The organism is Prosthecomicrobium pneumaticum, from assembly GCF_014199915.1.
Classification (GTDB): Bacteria; Pseudomonadota; Alphaproteobacteria; order Rhizobiales; family Kaistiaceae; genus Prosthecomicrobium; species Prosthecomicrobium pneumaticum.
The window spans coordinates 287,794-304,571 of the sequence record NZ_JACHOO010000005.1 but is presented as its reverse complement, the minus strand read 5'-3'; the positions used below and the strand labels follow the sequence as shown (position 1 = coordinate 304,571).

Below are 16,778 nucleotides of genomic sequence, written 5' to 3'. Positions count from 1 at the left end.
CCTCTACGCAGTCATTGGCACCGCCGCGACCAAGCTGAAATTCAGCTTTGCTACGCTCCCTAGCGTGTTGAACGCAATGTGCAGGGCCACGGATTCTCACGTGGATCGCGGCAGCGCTTTGGCATTCATTCCATCGGTGCGACAAGCTACTGCTCCGGATGAACGGGCAGAAATCCTGATCAGCTATGCAGATCGGGTGACTTATCCATCATGGACCAAGCCATGGACGTCTTGATCTTGCAACTCGGCCTGTCGCTTGCCATCGGCTTGCTCGTCGGCCTGGAGCGTGGATGGCGTGAGCGCGACACACCGGAGGGCGGGCGCGCGGCGGGCATCCGGACATACGGCATTTCCGGACTGCTCGGCGGCGCGACGGCAGCTCTCGGCGTCCGCCTCGACGCCCCCTCCATCCTGATCGCCGGCTTCCTCGCCTTCACCGCGGTCTTCGCCTGGTACAAGGCGCGCGAATCCCTCCACGACGAGGATTACAGCGTGACCGGCACCATCGCCGCGCTGGGTGTGTTCGCCCTGGGTGCGCTTGCCGTCGTCGGGGATCAACGCGCCGCCGCCGCCGGCGGGGCCGCGCTCGCCGCCGTTCTCGCCAGTCGCGAGCTTCTGCACGGGCTTCTCAGGCGAATTTCCTGGATCGAGCTTCGTTCGGCTCTGGTGCTCGCGGTGATGACGGCGATCATCCTGCCGCTGCTGCCCGATCGAGCGGTCGATCCCTGGGGCGGCTTCAATCCCCGGCAGGTATGGTTCTTCACCGTGCTGACGGCGGCGATCTCCTTCCTCGGCTACATCGCGGTGCGGGTTCTCGGCACCACCCGGGGTGTTCTGGTCAGCGGTCTTGCCGGGGCCGTCATCTCGTCCACCGCGGTAACCCTGTCGCTGGCGCGGACCGCCAGGACGGGAGGGGATCCCTGGCCGTTGGCGGGTGCCGCGATCCTTGCGGCGGGCGTATCCGCGATCCGGGTTACCGCAATCGTCGCCATCATCGCGCCGGCGGTGCTGGGCGTCGCGGGTCTGGCCATCCTGGCCGCATTCGCCGGCTTTGCGGCCTGCGGCAGTCTCATCCTGCTGTCGCGCCACACCGTCTCGGGTGAAGATGCGCAATCGCCGCGCAACCCCTTCGAGGTGGGGCCGCTGATCCTGTTCGCGGTGCTCTTCGCAGTCGTCTCCACCGTGAGCGCCGCCCTTTCGGTCGGAAGCAGCGGCGGGATGGTGGCGACCTCTGCCATCTCGGGACTATTCGACGTCGACATCGCGGTGCTCAGCGCGCTGCGGTTGCTCGGGCAGTCGGCAACCGTTGAGGCGGTCGGACATGCCGTCCTTCTGGCGCTCGCCACGAATGCCATTGGCCGCCTGTCCATCGCTGCCGCCGCGGGACCGGTTCGTTTCTGGCTCCCGCTGGCGGGCGCCACGGTGGCGGCAATAGCGCTCGGCTATGCCGCCTTTGCGACGCTGCCGCATTTTGAGTGGCCGGTTCCGTGAGCCCAGGTCGAGTCTTGATCCGAGCGACATAGCCCGGCGCCAGAGGGTTTCCCTGTTCCAACCGCCGCGTATCGCAGCGATGCAAGTCGAAATGCGGCCAAGTGAGACAACCGGAATGTTGAGTCCAAGGGGGAGCATCTAGTACGACAACAATGGGCGCCCCAATGACGACGGACCTTAATCGAGGTTAAAGATGCCTGCCCGGACCAGCGCCTACTCTGGAAAATGACGAAATGGGAGGGCATGGGCGGCATAGGGTGAAAGCGCCCGCAAAGCCGCCCTCGATCGTCATGCCCCGAAAGCTGGAGTCATCGGAATGAGCAACACCTCCGTCCACCACACCAAGGCGACCCCTGAGCCTTCGGTTTCGAATGCGTCGTCCTGCTGTGGCGGGGACCATACCGGCACGGAAGCCTCGGAGAAGGCGAATGCCCCTGGCTCCCGCGGGAATCACGGAAGCGCGGCGGCGCCCGACACCGCCGTGCCTGCCAGCGATCAGGACCAACCGGTCTCCAGTGCTGGTCATCACCCGAAGAAATCCGGTTGCTGTGGTGGTGGCTGACGCCGCGATCCGGGCCCAGGTAGACGGTGCCGCGTGAGCGCCCGATGCTGCTCAATCCGGAAATCGCCGCTCTCGCTATCTCCAGCCGTTCGGTACTGGTGGCGATCAACGTCCTGATGCTCAACCGCCCGTGGCGGGCCGGCATTACGCGCGGCAGCAGAATCCAAAGCGGACCAACGGAAGCCGCGGCCGAGGCGGCGACGTGATTGGGGCAACCGCCTTCCAGCCACTGCGATGGTGGATGGCATTGTCATTGCTGCTCGCAATGTTCACGATTTCCGTGGGCTATGGGTTCCTTCTGCCGATACTTCCGCTTGCGATCGAACGGCTCGCAGGAACGACGGATCCCATTGTTGTGTCGCGGCACACCGGCATGTTGACTGGCACCTACACCCTCGCGCTGTTTCTGTTCGCACCTCTATGGGGCCGCCTTGCGGATCGGCATGGCCGCCGCCCCGTGCTGCTCGCGGGACTGGTTGGATTCTCCTTGACCCTGGCACTGTTTGCGGTTGCCGATGGCCTCCCGCTGCTCTATCTCGGCCGCTTCCTGAATGGGCTGTTCGCCGCTTCCATTGTGCCGGCGGCCTATGCTCTTGTCGGCGACTATGCTCGGTCCAGGGAATGGCGCGCGCGCCGCTTTGCTCTGCTCAACATTGCCGGCGCCATCGGCTTTCTGGTCGGACCGATGCTGGGAAGCTTCACCGTAGTTGTTACCGCTGCCCTCGTTCCAGGCTCGGGCGAGGTTGCGGCCTCTCGTTCGCCCTACTTTGCCATATCGGGCTTTTCGCTCGTTGTGGCGCTGGCAATATGGATCTTCGTGCCCGGCTCTGTTCAGCGCAGCCCTGGCGAGGGGGGGACTGCAAGCGGGCCTGAGGCCGGTGCTGCGTTGCCACGCTTGCTTATTATCTCATTCGCAACCGCCGCGGCTCTGGGAGCCTTCGAAGTCAGCCTGGCGCTTCGCGGAACGCAAATTCTCAACATGAGCACTTACCAGATCGGGCTCATGTTCAGCGTGTGCAGCCTCGTCATGTTGGTCGCCCAAACGGTAGTCTTCTCGCCGCTCGTGAAGCCAGAGGTCACACGCTGGTTTCTCACGCCCGCCCTCGCTGTCTTGGCGGTGAGCGTCGCGGCCGTGCCATTCGCGGAAGCGACCATGTCCACCGCCGTCGTCGTGGCGGCGATCGCGGCCAGCGCGGGTATCCTTTCCCCCATCGCGACCTATTGGATTTCGCTCAATGCCGATGAGCGGCAAGGGATCGAGTTGGGCAGACAGACCGCGGCAGCAAGTCTGGGCCAGGCTAGCGGATCGGCCGCCGGAGGTCTGTTGTTCGGCCTCGCCTTCTTGCCGAACGCACCCTTCATGCTCGCGGCCGTCGTCGTCGTGGGAGGTCTCGTCGCAAGCATCGGCATTTCGAGGCTTCTGGTACATGGCCGCTGCCGCGGGCTGCTCGAAACGACGCCATGATCGAATTCGCTCGCTAAGTCTGGATCGCCTCAGCGAGGAACCAGCATCAAAAGCGCGCATACCAGCAGGAGTTCCAAATGGGCGAAAAACAGAAGCGTGCGGCGGCCAAGGAGGCACTTCATGACCTTCAAGTAGACTTGGCGCGTCTCCAGAAGTACCTCATCAGTTCTGACAAAAAGGTGCTTGTGATCTTCGAGGGGCGCGACACTTCCGGCAAGGATGGAACAATCAAGCGAATCATCGAGCATCTCAGCCCACGGGAGACCCGCGTGGTCGCCCTGGGTAAACCATCCGATCGCGATCAGAAGTCGTGGTATTTTCAGCGGTGGGTGCCGCACCTACCGGCAGGCGGGGAAATCGTGTTGTTCAACCGCAGTTGGTACAATCGCGCCGGTGTCGAGCGGGTGATGGGATTCTGCACCAACGAGGAATATGACGAGTTCCTCATGACGGCTCCGTTGTTCGAGCAATTGCTCGCTCACTGTGGTGTCACCATCCTCAAATACTATCTGGATATTTCACGAACCGAACAGAAGCGCCGGCTGAAGGATCGCCGCGACGATCCGCTCAAGCAATGGAAGCTCAGCCCCATCGACGATGCGGCGGCGAAGCACTGGAACGATTACAGTGCTGCGCGGAACGAGATGTTGGCGCGCACGCACACGCCATTTGCGCCGTGGACGGTTGTGCGTGCTGATGACAAGCCGAACGCGCGGCTCAATGTCATCCGAGATCTCCTGACCCGCTTTGACTTCGAGGGCAAAGACCGAGCTCGCGACCTTCCCGATCCCAACATCGTATTCCTGTACGACAAAGCGGCGATCACAAATGGCTTGGTCGCGGAGTAGCTGCTGTGTCGCGCCGCCTCATAGAGAAATGTAGCAAAACGCGTGGACGGGTTCGACGTACTAGCCGCAAGCTGCCCTGCAGGGACTAGGGCGTAATGGCAATCTTCAACACCCTGTCACGCTGATTGGAGAAAAGCTCATGGGCACTCTCGATGTCGTTGAGCTTGTAGCGGTGAGTGACGAGCGGCGTCAGATCGATCCTGCCGGAAGCGATCACGTCCATGAGCCGCCGCATCCGCTCCCTGCCGCCCGGACACAGCGCCGTGACGATCTTGTGGTCCCCCAGCCCTGCGGCGAACGCCGCGAGCGGAATCCGAAGATTGGTCGAGTAGACGCCGAGGCTCGACAGCGTGCCGCCCGGCCGAAGCACGCCCAACGCAGCCTCGAAGGTTGTATGCGTCCCCAGCGCTTCGATCGCGACGTCGACCCCGCGGCCATCCGTGATCCTCATGATCTCCTCGACGGGGTCGGCATTCTTGAAATCGACGACGAAGTCCGCGCCGAGCATGTGCGACACGGCCATTCGTTCGGCGATTGCATCGACGGCGATGATAATCGTGGCGCCTCTCAATTTGGCGCCGGCGGTGGTACAAAGCCCGATCGGCCCTTGAGCGAAAACCACGACGCTATCGCCGATGCGGATGTCTCCATTCTCTGCACCGACGAAGCCTGCCGACATGATGTCCGGCACATCAGCACCTGTTCGTCGGTCAAACCGTCCGGTACGGGACTCAAATTGACCATGGCGTCGGGGACGCACACGAACTCGGCCTGACAGCCATCGATCGTATTGCCGAATTTCCAGCCGCCCGCCGGTTTCCAGCCGTGCCTGGTGCCCGCGCCGTCCTGCGAGTGATAGCCGCAAAGACATGCATTGCTGTGACCGCTTAGTGTGATCGCGCCGGCGATGACACGCTGGCCCTCGTGAAAGCCGGAAACGGCAGAACCGAGCTTCTCGATCACTCCGACCGGCTCGTGACCAATGGTCAGGCCTTTTTCCATCGGATACTCGCCCCTGAAAATATGCACGTCAGTTCCACAGATCGTCGTGGCCGCAATCCTGATGAGCGCGTCGAGCGGACCAATCTCTGGAATCGCCTTTTCATCAAGGACAATGCGACCAGGCTCGACAAAACGGCTGCTCTCATCAATGCCATTGAAGATCTCCTTGGGTCGATCGTGCATTCACGGGGCACCCGAGCCGTCGTCGCGGCCGCTCTCATCGGCGATCGATTGAAGCCATCATCGAATACCGATGTTTAACTCCAATCAAAGAACGCGCCCGCCCTGCAGGGTTGATTGGCAGCCAACCGTCGTCAGCGTGGGTCCGAGAATGAGCATCCCATCCGATCCTTCGTCTGCTTCCGCCGTTTCTGAGAGGCACCAATCGATTGATATCGAAGTGAGCCGATCAAGCCCAATTCGGTCGCTCAAAAACGTGAGCACGAATGCGACAATGCTCCTGTTGCGGAAGATGCTCGGGCAGATCATCCACGACGGTAGATTGACTGTGATCGCTCCGAACGGAGGCATCCATCACATCGGCAATGGCACACCGTCGATTACGATTCGTATTGTGGATCCAGCTGTGATTCCGCGCCTGCTCCTCAATCCAGATCTTGCCCTCGGCGAGGCCTACATGGATGGCGCGCTATTGGTGGATGACGGGGATATTTACGGTTTTCTGGATATCTGCTTTTCAAACATCGGCTCGAGTTCTGGCCAAGGGGTAAGGCGCGCGCGTGCATCCCTGAGTCGCCTCGTCCGACGCTTTGTTCAGCACAATCCCATCCCAGTCGCACGTGCGAACGTCGCGCACCACTACGACCTCTCGGACACACTCTATGAGCAATTTCTAGACGCAGACCGTCAGTATTCCTGTGCGTACTACAATTCTAGCGACGACACCCTTGAGCGCGCGCAAGAACAAAAGAAGCGGCACCTGGCGGCTAAGTTGCTACTGAGCTCAGGACAGCGGATTCTCGACATCGGATCGGGGTGGGGTGGGCTCAGCCTTTATCTTGCCCAGATCGCCGCTGTTGACGTGACAGGCCTGACACTTTCGACCGAGCAACACGCATACTCCGAACGCCGCGCTGCCGAGACCGGCTTGGGGGACCGGGTGAGATTCCTACTGAAAGACTATCGCCAAGAAGAAGGCCGGTACGACCGCATCGTCTCGGTCGGCATGTTCGAGCATGTCGGGGTGGGACATTACCGCGAATACTTCAAGAAGGTCAGGAGCCTCCTGACGAACGACGGGGTCGCAATGATCCATACGATTGGGCGCGCCGATGGTCCGGGCGCGGCCAACGCCTGGATCAACAAGTACATCTTTCCGGGTGGGTACGTCCCGGCGCTGTCAGAGATTCTGCCCGCCATCGAGCAGGCGGGGCTGTACGTCACCGACATCGAGATACTGCGGCTGCACTATGCAGAAACGCTGAAGGCGTGGCGGCAACGCTTCATCGCAAACCGTGGGCGCGTCGCGGAAATCTATGACCAGCGGTTCTGTCTCATGTGGGAATTCTACCTGGCCAGTTGCGAAGCAGCCTTTCGTCACGGTGGCCTGATCAATTTCCAGATTCAGGTGAGTAAGCGTGTCAATGCCGCGCCGTTGACCCGCGATTACATCCAGAACTGGGAGCGATTACACAAGATTGATGCGGCGGATGTCGATGTGCCCGCTCACTCTGTTTCCCATCCAGCGAAAAGCGGAGGCTTTGCACAGTGACCCAACGATATGGAATTCCCCGCGGGTGGCGGGCTGCCCGCTATGCATGGAATTCTCCGTGTGGCCTTGCGGATGACCGCGGATCAATTCCGACAGCAGGATTCCCATATAGATCTGGACATCGCTGACGACCCTGCTGTCGCCGCTAGGGGCCGCTGCCGTGGTGTGGGCCAATCCAGAAAGCAGAAGCAAGCTCAGCGCCACTCCGACACTCCTTGCTCGCATGGTCGTAAGCCCTCCCACCTCTGGCCAAAGCTCTACGGCGGCGTGCGAAGCACCGGCGGGGGGCGCTCCGTTCCGAACCCGCCGCGATAGCAGCCCGCCGCAGCCAGAAAGGCAGATATCCAAGAGGAATTCATAACGAGGGTTGGCAGAGGAAAGCTTGATCTGCGTTAAAGAACGTGGGTGGGTGCGGTCGTAACGTCAAATTCTGTCTGGTTCTGATAGGGACAGTTTAAGAATACGTCTCAACCATTCAAAGATTTGGCTGGACGATGACCAATAGGCATGAAGAGGATGTCCGGCATTCGGAAGGTGATGCGGAAGGACAGGAAGCCGCGAAGCCGGCGGACGCGGCTGTACGACGAGCGCTTGTCGAGGCACGCGAAGAATTTCTGGTCTTTCTGCATCATCGGGTAGGCAGCCGGGACGAGGCCGAAGAGTTGTTGCAGCAGTTCTCGCTTCGGGCGCTCGAGCGCGCCTGGCAGTTGCGGGACGTCCGCACGGTTCGCGGTTGGCTCGGGCGCATTCTGGCGACCACCCTCGTCGATCACCAGCGACGCGCCATCAGACGCCGTCGCCAGGAGGTCGACATGGACCAGTCGGATGTGGAGAGCCTGCCGATCGAGCCGGATCGAGAAACCGACGAGGCCGTCTGTAACTGCCTGCATAAGCTGCTACCGACGCTCAAGCCCGAATATGCCGACGTCGTCTGGCGCTCTGACATTCTTGGCGAGCCGCGTGATCGGATCGCCGCCAGCCTCGGCACCACGCTCAACAACATCGCGGTCAGGCTCCACAGGGGGCGCCAGGCGCTCCGCAAGAGGCTCGAGGAAATGTGCCTGACCTGTCCGGTCCACGGCTTTCTCGATTGCCGGTGCGATGAGGCCGAGCGCATTCGCCAACGAGCTCGCGGTCTCGCCGACGAAACCAAGTCGCCGCCCCAGGACGGATGAATGCAATGAACACAGATGAATGTTGTCGCGCCCGGCTACATCGCAACGGACACGCTTGATGCCATGTCTGAAGATACTCTTGCAAAAATCGAGGGGCAAATCCCTGTCGGGTGGCTGGGCAATGCCGACGAGGTCGCACGCATCGTCCGGTTCTTGGTGAGCGGGGAGGCAACGTTCGTCACGGGCTCGAAGGTCACCGCCAATGGCGGCCTGTTCATGGCATGGCGCCCCCCGGAAATAGAAAGGACATCCACATGGCACAGTCGAACGTCGTGCTCTGCGCCCCGGTGCGGACAGCCATCGGCACGTATGGCGGAACGCTGAAGGACATAGCGGCACCCGATCTCGGGGCGGTGGTGATCAGGGAAATATTGTCGCGCGCGAAGATCGCAGACGGCGCGATCGGCACCGTGGTGATGGGGCAGGTCGTCCAGGCCGGCGCCAAGATGAACCCAGCGCGGCAGGCGGCGATCACGGCCGGCATTCCGGTCGGCGTTCCAGCGATGACCATAAACCGGGTATGTGGCTCGGGTGCACAAGCGATCGCGACCGCCGCGCAGGAGATCATGCTCGGCCTCGCCGAGAGCGCCATCGCCGGCGGCATGGAGAACATGGACCAATCGCCCTACCTGATGTCTGGCGGACGGTGGGGCTACCGCATGGGCGATGCCCAAATCTACGACAGCATGCTGCGCGACGGCCTCAACGACGCCTTCTCCGATCACCACTCGGGCTTGGTGACCGAGGACCTCGTCAGCAAGTTTCAGGTGACGCGCGAGGCGCAGGACCGCTGGGCGGAGCGGACGCAGCAGCGCTTTGGCGCGGCGCAGGCGGCCGGCATGTTCAATGCCGAGATCGCGCCGATCGAAATCCCCGGTCGCAAGGGGCCGACGATCTTCGACAAGGATGAGCACAACCGCCCGGACGCAACGCTGGAGTCGCTGGCCAAGCTGAAGCCGGCTTTCCGCAAGGATGGAACCATTACCGCCGGCAATGCACCGGGCCTCAACAGCGGCGCCGCGGGCATGATCGTTGCGGATGCCCGCTGGGCCGAGAAGCATGGCCTGACGCCGATGGCCCGTCTTGTGGCCTTCGGGGTCGGCGCGGTCGAACCCGGCCTGTTCGGTCTCGGGCCTGTTCCCGCGGTGCGGCAGGCCTTGGATCGCGCTGGTTGGACGCTCGGCGACGTCGAGCGCGTGGAGATCAACGAGGCCTTCGCGGCGATCGTCTTGGCGCTCATCGGGGAACTCGGGCTCCCCGAGGACATCGTCAATGTCGAGGGCGGCGCCATCGCACATGGCCATCCGATCGGTGCGACAGGAGCCGTGCTGACGACCCGCCTCCTTCACGCGATGCACCGAGACGGTATCCGGCGCGGATTGGTGACGCTGTGCATCGGCGGCGGTCAGGGGGTCGCGTTGGCGCTTGAGGCTCTCCACTGACCGCGAGAGCGAAAAAAGCGACCCGTGACAATAAACCGAACGTCGAATTCCTGAAGCCGCAACCAAATAATGAAGGAGAGAACAATGGCTACGAAGAGTGAAGCGCCCGTTGGTTTCGATCGCGTGAACGCTGTATTCACATGGTGGGGACTGTCGGGCGTCGACAATACCGGCAAGCTCGACGGCCAGTTCAAACGGTTCCAGGCATTCACGACCGATCTGCAGAAGGCCTATGGCGAGACATACAGCGCTCAGATGAGCACTCTCCTCGGCGCCAACGAGCGTATCGGACGCTCGCTTCTGGAATTCGTCCAGTGCCGGCGACCGCAGGACGTGGTCGCCGCAGAATCGGGCGTCATGGCGGCCATCCTGGAAGAGACGTCGCTGCAGACGAAGACCTGGCTCGAGCTCTCGCAGAAGGTCCAGCAATACTGCGCGAACATGGCACGGGAGACCGCAGGTGAGATTCGTCAGCAAGCAACTGAAACCCCTGACGCCAGAAGCAGCGTCAAGGCATCTTAGCCGCACGCTGGGTTGAAGAGCGTTCGGCGGGGTCTTGTCGAGACCTTGGTATATGGCTGACACAGCATCCTGACTTCTGGCCGCTGTTCAACGTCCTCGCCCTAAAGATCGGATGATGGAGATGGTGATGCCCGAAGCAAGATCGGATTCCGCGCTGATTGACCAGCCGAAGGCGTCGCCGGGTCGGCAATTGGCTGTTCGGCGGGATATCGCAGCGGCCGCCGCGCTGAAGAGCCCGGAACCGGCCGTCGCGGCGAATCCAGCCGGACCGCCGATCAACATCGATGATCCGTTCGCCTATCAGCGGGATTTCTTCGAACGGTCGATTCTGTTCTGGGATACGCTGCGCCAGCGCGCCAACAACATGATCGCGCATGAGCGGGCCGGCAAGCCGCCGCTTCTCGACTTCGATTATGAGACGCTGGTCGATGCCCGCCGCTTCGAGCGACCCGTCAACTACGCCCTCCTGCGGATTACCCGGATCGGCGACGATTGCATTGAGGATTGTGTCGATCCGGCGAAGCCGCCCGTCGTTGTCCTCGACCCTCGAGCCGGCCATGGGCCCGGCATCGGCGGCTTCAAGCGCGACTCCGAGGTTGGGATCGCCATGCACGAGGGCTATCCGGTCTATTTCGTTTCCTTCTTTCCTGAACCCTGCGCGGGCCAAACCCTAGCCGATGTGCTGCACACGCTCCGGCGCTTCGTCGAGGACGTGGTCAAACGCCACCCCGGCAAGCCTCCGGTGCTCTATGGCAACTGTCAGGCCGGCTGGGCGATCACCTTGCTCTCGGCGGATTGCGAAGGCTTGGTCGGCCCGGCCGTGCTCAACGGCTCTCCGCTCTCCTATTGGGCGGGAGAATCAGGCGTCAATCCGATGCGGATCGCCGGCGGGCTGCTTGGCGGCGTCTGGGCTACCCATCTTCTCGCCGATCTCAACGACGGCCGCCTGGACGGTGCGTGGCTCGCCTTCAATTTCGAGAATCTTCAGCCCGAAGCCGTCTGGGAAAAATACGCCAACCTGTTCACGCATGTCGACACGGAACGGGAGCGCTTCCTGGAGTTCGAGCGGTGGTGGAATGGCTTCTATTTGCTCAGCCGGGAAGAGATCGTCGCCATCGTCGAGAACCTCTTCATCGGCAATCGCCTCGAGGAGGGAAAGATGCGGATCTGCGAAGGGTGCGTCGCCGACCTTCGGCGCATTCGCAATCCGCTGGTGATCTTCGCCTCCTATGGCGACAACATCACCCCGCCGCACCAGGCGCTCGGTTGGATCCCGGTGGTGTACAAAGATACCGACGATCTCAAGGCCGCTGGTCAGCGCATCATCTACCTGACGAACCCCCATGCCGGCCATCTCGGCATTTTCGTGTCAGCCAAGGTGGCGAGGTTCGAACATCGCGCAATCCTCGAAAGCCTCGGCGAGATCGAGACCCTCGCTCCCGGTCTCTACGAGATGAAGATCGACAATCCGACCGGCGATCCGGACTGCCGCAAGCCGGAATACTCGGTCCGGTTCGACGAGCGGGCCGTCGAGGATCTGCGGTTCGAGACGCCCCGGGCAGCATTCGAGCAGGTTCGCCATCGCTCAGAGGTGAACGAGCAGTTCTACAAGACCATGGTCAGCCCATTCGTGCGTATGGCCTCCAATCCCTGGACCGCGGCAACGCTCGAATGGCTCCATCCCATGCGCACGAGCCGCTACCTGATGTCGGAATCCTTCAGTCCATGGATGCATGGCGTCGCTGCACTCGCGCGCCTGATCGAGAAACGCCGGCAGCCACTGCCGGAGGACGATGGCAATCTGCGTCGTGAGCGGGAGGCGATTGACCGTGTCTCCGAGGCTATCGAAAACGGCCGCAAGCAGCGCGACACGGCGGAGGAGCGGGTCTTCCAGGCGCTTTACGATCTTCCCGCCTCAGCACGGCCAGCAACGCCACCGGCGGTATAGGCTCGACACCATCGTCGTTCGCCATGGCAAGTTGGTACGATTGAGCTTTCGGCGGAAGGAGTTGGTGTCCGGCTCCGAAAGGGTCATTTTCGCTGACGTCAACAAGCGCCAGGACCTGCCGACCGGAGAGATGGTTTGCGTCGAGATCATGCCGGACAAACCCGGCAAGTTCGGCGGCCCGATGGGGATGTTCGAGGTAGCCTCGTCGTGGTGTGAGATCGCATCTTGGGCGCAGACGCGACGGGCGACGCCGCGACGCAAGGGTCGGTGGCGACGGAAAATCAGCAGTTGTGTTTGTGCGACAATGGAGCCGAAGGAGCGGGACGCGCCAGCACGAAGCAGCGCTTGGATCGGACACTCCGCGCGCTCCATTCCATATTGTCCCGGCCGATCATTCATCAGCGAATCCAGGACATGACGAGTTGCGGGTCAAGACCTGCAACGTCGACGAGTTTGTCCGGATCGAGGATTCGGAGCCGTCGATAGTGGAATTCTAGGATCCTATCCTTTCGCAGATCCCTCAGCACCCGGTTGACATGGACGAAGGTCAGACCCGTTGCATCTCCAATATCTTCTTGGGTCAGCGGAAGATTCATCTCCTCGATATGACTGCCCGGCCATTGCGCGCGGCAGCGGACGAACAGCTTGAGCAGCAGGTGCGCAACGCGCTCCCGCGCTGAATGCCGGCCAATGCTGGTAAGGCGATCGTAGGCCAAGGTGCAATCCCGCGCGACCAGCCAGGCAAGCCGCAGACCGAACTCGGGCTGCTGGCTGACAATCGGCTGTAGAGCCTTGTGCGGAATTGTGCTGACGACGATGTCAGTCAGAGCTTGCGCGCCATATGTCATCATCGCGCCGCCGCCGGGATGGAATCCGAGCACAGCGCCCGGCAAAGCGAAGTGCAAAATCTGTCGCCGACCGTCATCCAATATATTGTAAAGAATAACCCAACCTTCGAGGAGATTGAATATTGAGTCACACGGTTCGCCCAGGCTGAAGAGATCCTGGCCGACCTTGTATTCCCGATCAGCAGTTTTATAACTCGCGACCGCACATGGAGATCCCGGCTGGCAATCCCCGCACAAACCCCGGTTAACCCGGGCGAAGCAAGCCTCACAACCCGGTAGCTGCTTTGTCGTGCCATTCCCCGGCATCGGCATACGGGCGTTCCTTTCCGCATCACTGATTGTGTTTGCGGCTCCCCGGGGAACTGGGGACCGGAGCACGCCGGGTTGCAGACCTTCGTATCGGCCATGGGCGTGATCCCGCGACGCTCGGATAGTGCTCTCCAAATAAGACGCTTGGCTCGGAGTCATATTACAGTCCTCGATCTGGTCGGTTTCACCTGGAAGGTTGAATCCATCTGACCAGGTCGCCCGGCTCAGCCGGCCGCCTTGGCGGCGCGACGCCAGCGGAGATTGGTCAATCCAGCCGCCATCCCGGTCCACGCGAGGCGTGAACCGTTGGAAGCTGGATCGCCTTCCGCTGGGCCGATCGACCCGCTAGGTCGAGCGCCGAGGAACTGGGGGGTCGAGTCCGGGGACGACTGAGTTTGGATCGGCTTCTTCGGGCCGCATCCCCGCTGAAGAGCGGTGGAACGCATGGGCCGGGAGGTTGCCAGGCAGGGGCGCTAAAGTCGTTGAGCAGGCCGCCGGGCAGGAGCAGCTACTCATCGGACAGGAGGTCTTGTCCGAATTCGGACACTCCGGGCAATCATCGCATTCGTCAATATGGGGCCGAAAGTCAGAAGCGCTTACGACCACCATAGTCGCGTCGGCGCTGATCGCTACAGTCCCGGCCATACTCCGCCCGCTCAGCGTCGTGAAGATCGCCGTGGCAAAGATCAATATGGCGAGCAACCGTAGCATCCGCCTCTTTCCAAGAAGGCCTGAGCCGCAAGTTACCACACGGCCCCGCAGCTACCAATTAGCCCGGCGGAAACCTATACGGGGAAAGGCTCGACGAGATTGATTGAAATCAAGTGGCGGTCGGTGCGCACCGACCGCCCGGAACCCTGCGCGCGTGGCGCCTTCCCGCTGTCCGCCGGACACCTTGCAGATTGTGAGGTGCCGCCCCGCCCACGCGAATGTTTGATCGAGTTTAAAGTCCGATATGTTAGCCGGTCATATAATTCGCTCGCTTTGCTGGTGTTCAAACGAGGAGCCGATGGCTAGGTCCGCCTGCGTACCACCCCCGCCGGCAAATCGCATTGCGGTCATCGTGATGAAAACCGACGCGGGCCCAGCACTATGCCCCTTCTTCGGCAAGTGCGATGGAATATGGATCGTCGATACGCTTACGGGCGCGACAGAGTTCCACGCCAATCCCCAGCGCACGTCCGCCGCGCTATGCGATCTCATTGTCGCGGCCAGACCGGGTCGCCTGGTTTGCGGTTTTATCGGCGAGCCAGAGAAACAGAGACTTTGTGCTGCCGGGATCGATGTGAGGCTCGGGCCATGCGTGAGGACGATCCAGGAGCTCGTGGCCTGCTTTCCCGCTCTCGTTGCCGCATGACGCCGGCTGCCGCGGGGCGGGACAGGCGGAACATCTGATCGATCCTGCTGCTTCGGCCCATACCCGGCACAAGTTTAACCGGGATCAAAGATTCAGAACAGATGGCCGGCCATGGTTCGAGCGCTGTCGTGTCGCTCGGAGGATGGCGCCAGGTCGATGCCAGCCTGCATCGTCTAGCGAGCTCTAGACGATTGCAGGGCGTGCCGGTGCGTCCCGGTCTGATGTGGGTGGAGTCTCCATGGAACATGACGGTCATGGTAGTGAGGGTGGCTTCTTTCGCTCCCGCGCAAATTGGGTCCTGATCGGCTATCTCGCGATCGGCGCCTTCTATCTTCTGACCGAGCACCGCGCGCATCTCATCCCGTATCTGGGGTATTTGCCGTTCCTGCTGATCCTCGCCTGCCCGTTGATGCATGTTTTCATGCATGGCGGCCACGGCGGACATGGGCGCAGAGACGATAGCGGAAGCGGATCAGCGGACGTTCGCAAGAACCAGCCCCACAATCACTGAGCCGCGATCAACGGTCCGGAGGTCGACCATGCACGACGACGTTCCTGCCTATGGCCTCTGGTCACTGGTGATTATCAATTCGGCGATCTTCATCTTCTTCGCCTTCAGTTTCTTCAAGCCGCAGACCAAGCGCGACTGGCGGTCCTTCGGCGCCTTCAGCGCCTTTCTGGTCGCGCTGTTCACCGAGATGTATGGGTTCCCGCTCACGATCTATCTGCTCTCGGGCTGGCTGCAGAGCCGCTTTCCGGGTGTCGATTGGTTTTCCCATGACGCCGGGCATCTTCTCGAGGAGATGTTCGGCTGGAGAGCCAATCCGCATTTCGGGCCGTTTCACCTGCTGAGCTTCGTGTTCATCGGCGGCGGCTTTATCCTCATCTCGGCCGGCTGGAAGGTGTTGTATCAAGCACAACGCCATCGCACGCTCGCCACCGGCGGTGTCTACGCCTATGTGCGGCATCCGCAATATGTCGGCTTCGTGCTGGTGATGTTCGGCTTCCTGCTGCAATGGCCGACCTTGCTGACACTCGCGATGTTCCCGGTGCTGGTGTTCATGTACGTGCGCCTCGCGCGCGCCGAAGAACGCGAGTCCTTGGCCGAATTCGGCTCTGACTATGAACGATACATGCAGGACGTTCCGGGCTTCATTCCACGGCTCAGCGGTCCGAAACATAGCCAAGCCGGAGAGGGCTAAGGGCATGCGACTCGGCCTCGCGGATTAAACACGACGGACTGATGACGGTTCCAGCAGGCAATGCATCACATCAACATGGAGTCGGCTTGGATGATCAAGATAAGCTCACATCTTCTTTTCGGCGCCATGCTCTTGGTTGGCGCTCCTGCGTTGGCGGCCGATGAACATCATCCGGCTGACGGCGCTGCGGCTCCTTCCCAATCGATAAATGTGCCCGGACCTCCGATGCCGTCGGGTGGCATGATGTCGATGATGGGTAGCGGCGCCATGCCCATGATGGGAATGATGACGGACCACATCGAGGGTCGGCTGGCGTTTTTGAAGGCAGAACTCAAGATCACGGCAGCGCAGGAGACCCAGTGGAGCACGTTCGCGGAGACCGCGCGGGCCAGTGCGACGGCAATGATGGGGATGCGCGAGAGCATGATGAATGCGCGCGGCGGATCTCTGCCGGCACGCATCGACGAGACCGAGAAGGCGCTCACCGTCTGCCTCCGAACGATCGAGAAGATCAAAGCAGCGGTGGCGCCGCTTTATGCGGGCTTCAGCGATGAGCAGAAGCGCGCGGCTGATCAACTGATGACGAGCCCAATGGGACCGATGGGTATGATGCAGTGACGGGGCAGGCTGGGAGGCCTCCCAAACATCCGCGGGAGGATAGCGCCTGACAATAAGGTCGATCCAGGGTCCGGTTCATAAGCAGTAACTGACAGTCGCGGCGATGCAGACCGCGGTCAGGAAGTTGGCGGCGAGGCGGTCATATCGCATGGCGACACGTCGGAACTCCCGGAGGCGGCAGAACATGCGGTCGATTGCGTTGTGGTCTCGGTAGAGCGCCGGCGAAAAGCAGTTCTTCCAGCGTTGGGAGGTCCGCG

Annotated in this window: 15 protein-coding genes and 2 pseudogenes; 14 read left to right on the top strand and 3 right to left on the bottom strand. The window is 61.6% G+C overall.

Annotation, left to right across the window (positions count from 1 at the left end; genetic code table 11):
- The first annotated feature begins 222 nt into the window (after positions 1-222).
- The 4 genes from GGQ63_RS13685 to ppk2 all read left to right on the top strand — a co-directional run bounded on the left by GGQ63_RS13685 (position 223) and on the right by ppk2 (position 4,366).
- A complete protein-coding gene (locus GGQ63_RS13685) occupies positions 223-1,491 on the top strand; it encodes an MgtC/SapB family protein (RefSeq protein WP_183856754.1) in 1,269 nt (422 codons plus the stop codon).
- Positions 1,492-2,097: 606 nt separating this feature from the next.
- Positions 2,098-2,259 carry a hypothetical protein gene (locus GGQ63_RS13680; protein ID WP_183856752.1) on the top strand — a complete coding sequence of 54 codons (162 nt, stop codon included), beginning with the start codon at positions 2,098-2,100 and terminating at the stop codon, positions 2,257-2,259.
- Positions 2,260-2,294: 35 nt separating this feature from the next.
- On the top strand, positions 2,295-3,518 hold the full coding sequence (locus GGQ63_RS13675; protein ID WP_183856750.1) for an MFS transporter: 1,224 nt from the start codon (positions 2,295-2,297) through the stop codon (positions 3,516-3,518).
- 77 nt (positions 3,519-3,595) lie between these two features.
- A complete protein-coding gene (gene ppk2, locus GGQ63_RS13670) occupies positions 3,596-4,366 on the top strand; it encodes a polyphosphate kinase 2 (RefSeq protein WP_183856748.1) in 771 nt (256 codons plus the stop codon).
- A gap of 85 nt (positions 4,367-4,451) precedes the next feature.
- Here ppk2 and GGQ63_RS13665 read toward each other — a convergent pair.
- Positions 4,452-5,551 (bottom strand): annotated as a pseudogene (locus GGQ63_RS13665) (zinc-binding dehydrogenase).
- Between the two features lie 271 nt (positions 5,552-5,822).
- Between GGQ63_RS13665 and GGQ63_RS13660 the strand changes: the two are divergent.
- The 6 genes from GGQ63_RS13660 to GGQ63_RS13635 all read left to right on the top strand — a co-directional run bounded on the left by GGQ63_RS13660 (position 5,823) and on the right by GGQ63_RS13635 (position 12,187).
- A complete protein-coding gene (locus GGQ63_RS13660) occupies positions 5,823-7,100 on the top strand; it encodes an SAM-dependent methyltransferase (RefSeq protein WP_183856746.1) in 1,278 nt (425 codons plus the stop codon).
- Between the two features lie 494 nt (positions 7,101-7,594).
- A complete protein-coding gene (locus GGQ63_RS13655) occupies positions 7,595-8,275 on the top strand; it encodes an RNA polymerase sigma factor (RefSeq protein WP_183856743.1) in 681 nt (226 codons plus the stop codon).
- Positions 8,276-8,290: 15 nt separating this feature from the next.
- Positions 8,291-8,599: an SDR family oxidoreductase gene (locus GGQ63_RS22410; protein ID WP_183856741.1), complete on the top strand. Its 309-nt coding sequence runs from the start codon at positions 8,291-8,293 to the stop codon at positions 8,597-8,599.
- Positions 8,530-9,717, top strand: a complete 1,188-nt coding sequence (locus tag GGQ63_RS13645) for a thiolase family protein (RefSeq protein ID WP_183856739.1) — start codon at positions 8,530-8,532, stop codon at positions 9,715-9,717. The genes GGQ63_RS22410 and GGQ63_RS13645 overlap by 70 nt, the downstream gene beginning before the upstream one ends.
- 84 nt (positions 9,718-9,801) lie before the next feature.
- Positions 9,802-10,239, top strand: a complete 438-nt coding sequence (locus tag GGQ63_RS13640) for a hypothetical protein (protein ID WP_183856737.1) — start codon at positions 9,802-9,804, stop codon at positions 10,237-10,239.
- Positions 10,240-10,354: 115 nt separating this feature from the next.
- Positions 10,355-12,187, top strand: coding sequence for a DUF3141 domain-containing protein (locus GGQ63_RS13635; protein WP_394117595.1), 1,833 nt, complete (start codon positions 10,355-10,357; stop codon positions 12,185-12,187).
- A gap of 398 nt (positions 12,188-12,585) precedes the next feature.
- On the opposite strand, the gene GGQ63_RS13630 is transcribed toward GGQ63_RS13635, so the two are convergent.
- The gene (locus GGQ63_RS13630) at positions 12,586-13,347 is read right to left on the bottom strand and encodes a Crp/Fnr family transcriptional regulator (RefSeq protein ID WP_246429780.1); all 762 of its coding nucleotides are present in this window, start codon (positions 13,345-13,347) and stop codon (positions 12,586-12,588) included.
- Positions 13,348-14,299: 952 nt separating this feature from the next.
- Here GGQ63_RS13630 and GGQ63_RS22440 point away from each other — a divergent pair.
- The 4 genes from GGQ63_RS22440 (at position 14,300) to GGQ63_RS22050 (ending at position 16,521) form a co-directional block, all read left to right on the top strand.
- Positions 14,300-14,701, top strand: a complete 402-nt coding sequence (locus tag GGQ63_RS22440) for a NifB/NifX family molybdenum-iron cluster-binding protein (RefSeq protein ID WP_484573313.1) — start codon at positions 14,300-14,302, stop codon at positions 14,699-14,701.
- A 238-nt stretch (positions 14,702-14,939) separates the two neighbouring features.
- The gene (locus GGQ63_RS13620; RefSeq protein WP_183856733.1) at positions 14,940-15,212 is read left to right on the top strand and encodes a DUF2933 domain-containing protein; all 273 of its coding nucleotides are present in this window, start codon (positions 14,940-14,942) and stop codon (positions 15,210-15,212) included.
- Between the two features lie 28 nt (positions 15,213-15,240).
- Positions 15,241-15,903, top strand: coding sequence for a methyltransferase family protein (locus GGQ63_RS13615; protein ID WP_183856731.1), 663 nt, complete (start codon positions 15,241-15,243; stop codon positions 15,901-15,903).
- 90 nt (positions 15,904-15,993) lie between these two features.
- Entirely contained in the window at positions 15,994-16,521 is a 528-nt protein-coding gene (locus GGQ63_RS22050) for a Spy/CpxP family protein refolding chaperone (RefSeq protein WP_246429779.1), read from the top strand.
- Between the two features lie 75 nt (positions 16,522-16,596).
- Here the strand turns inward: GGQ63_RS22050 and GGQ63_RS22405 are convergent.
- A pseudogene (locus tag GGQ63_RS22405) lies at positions 16,597-16,767 on the bottom strand (transposase); the annotation flags it as partial.
- Positions 16,768-16,778 lie beyond the last annotated feature (11 nt).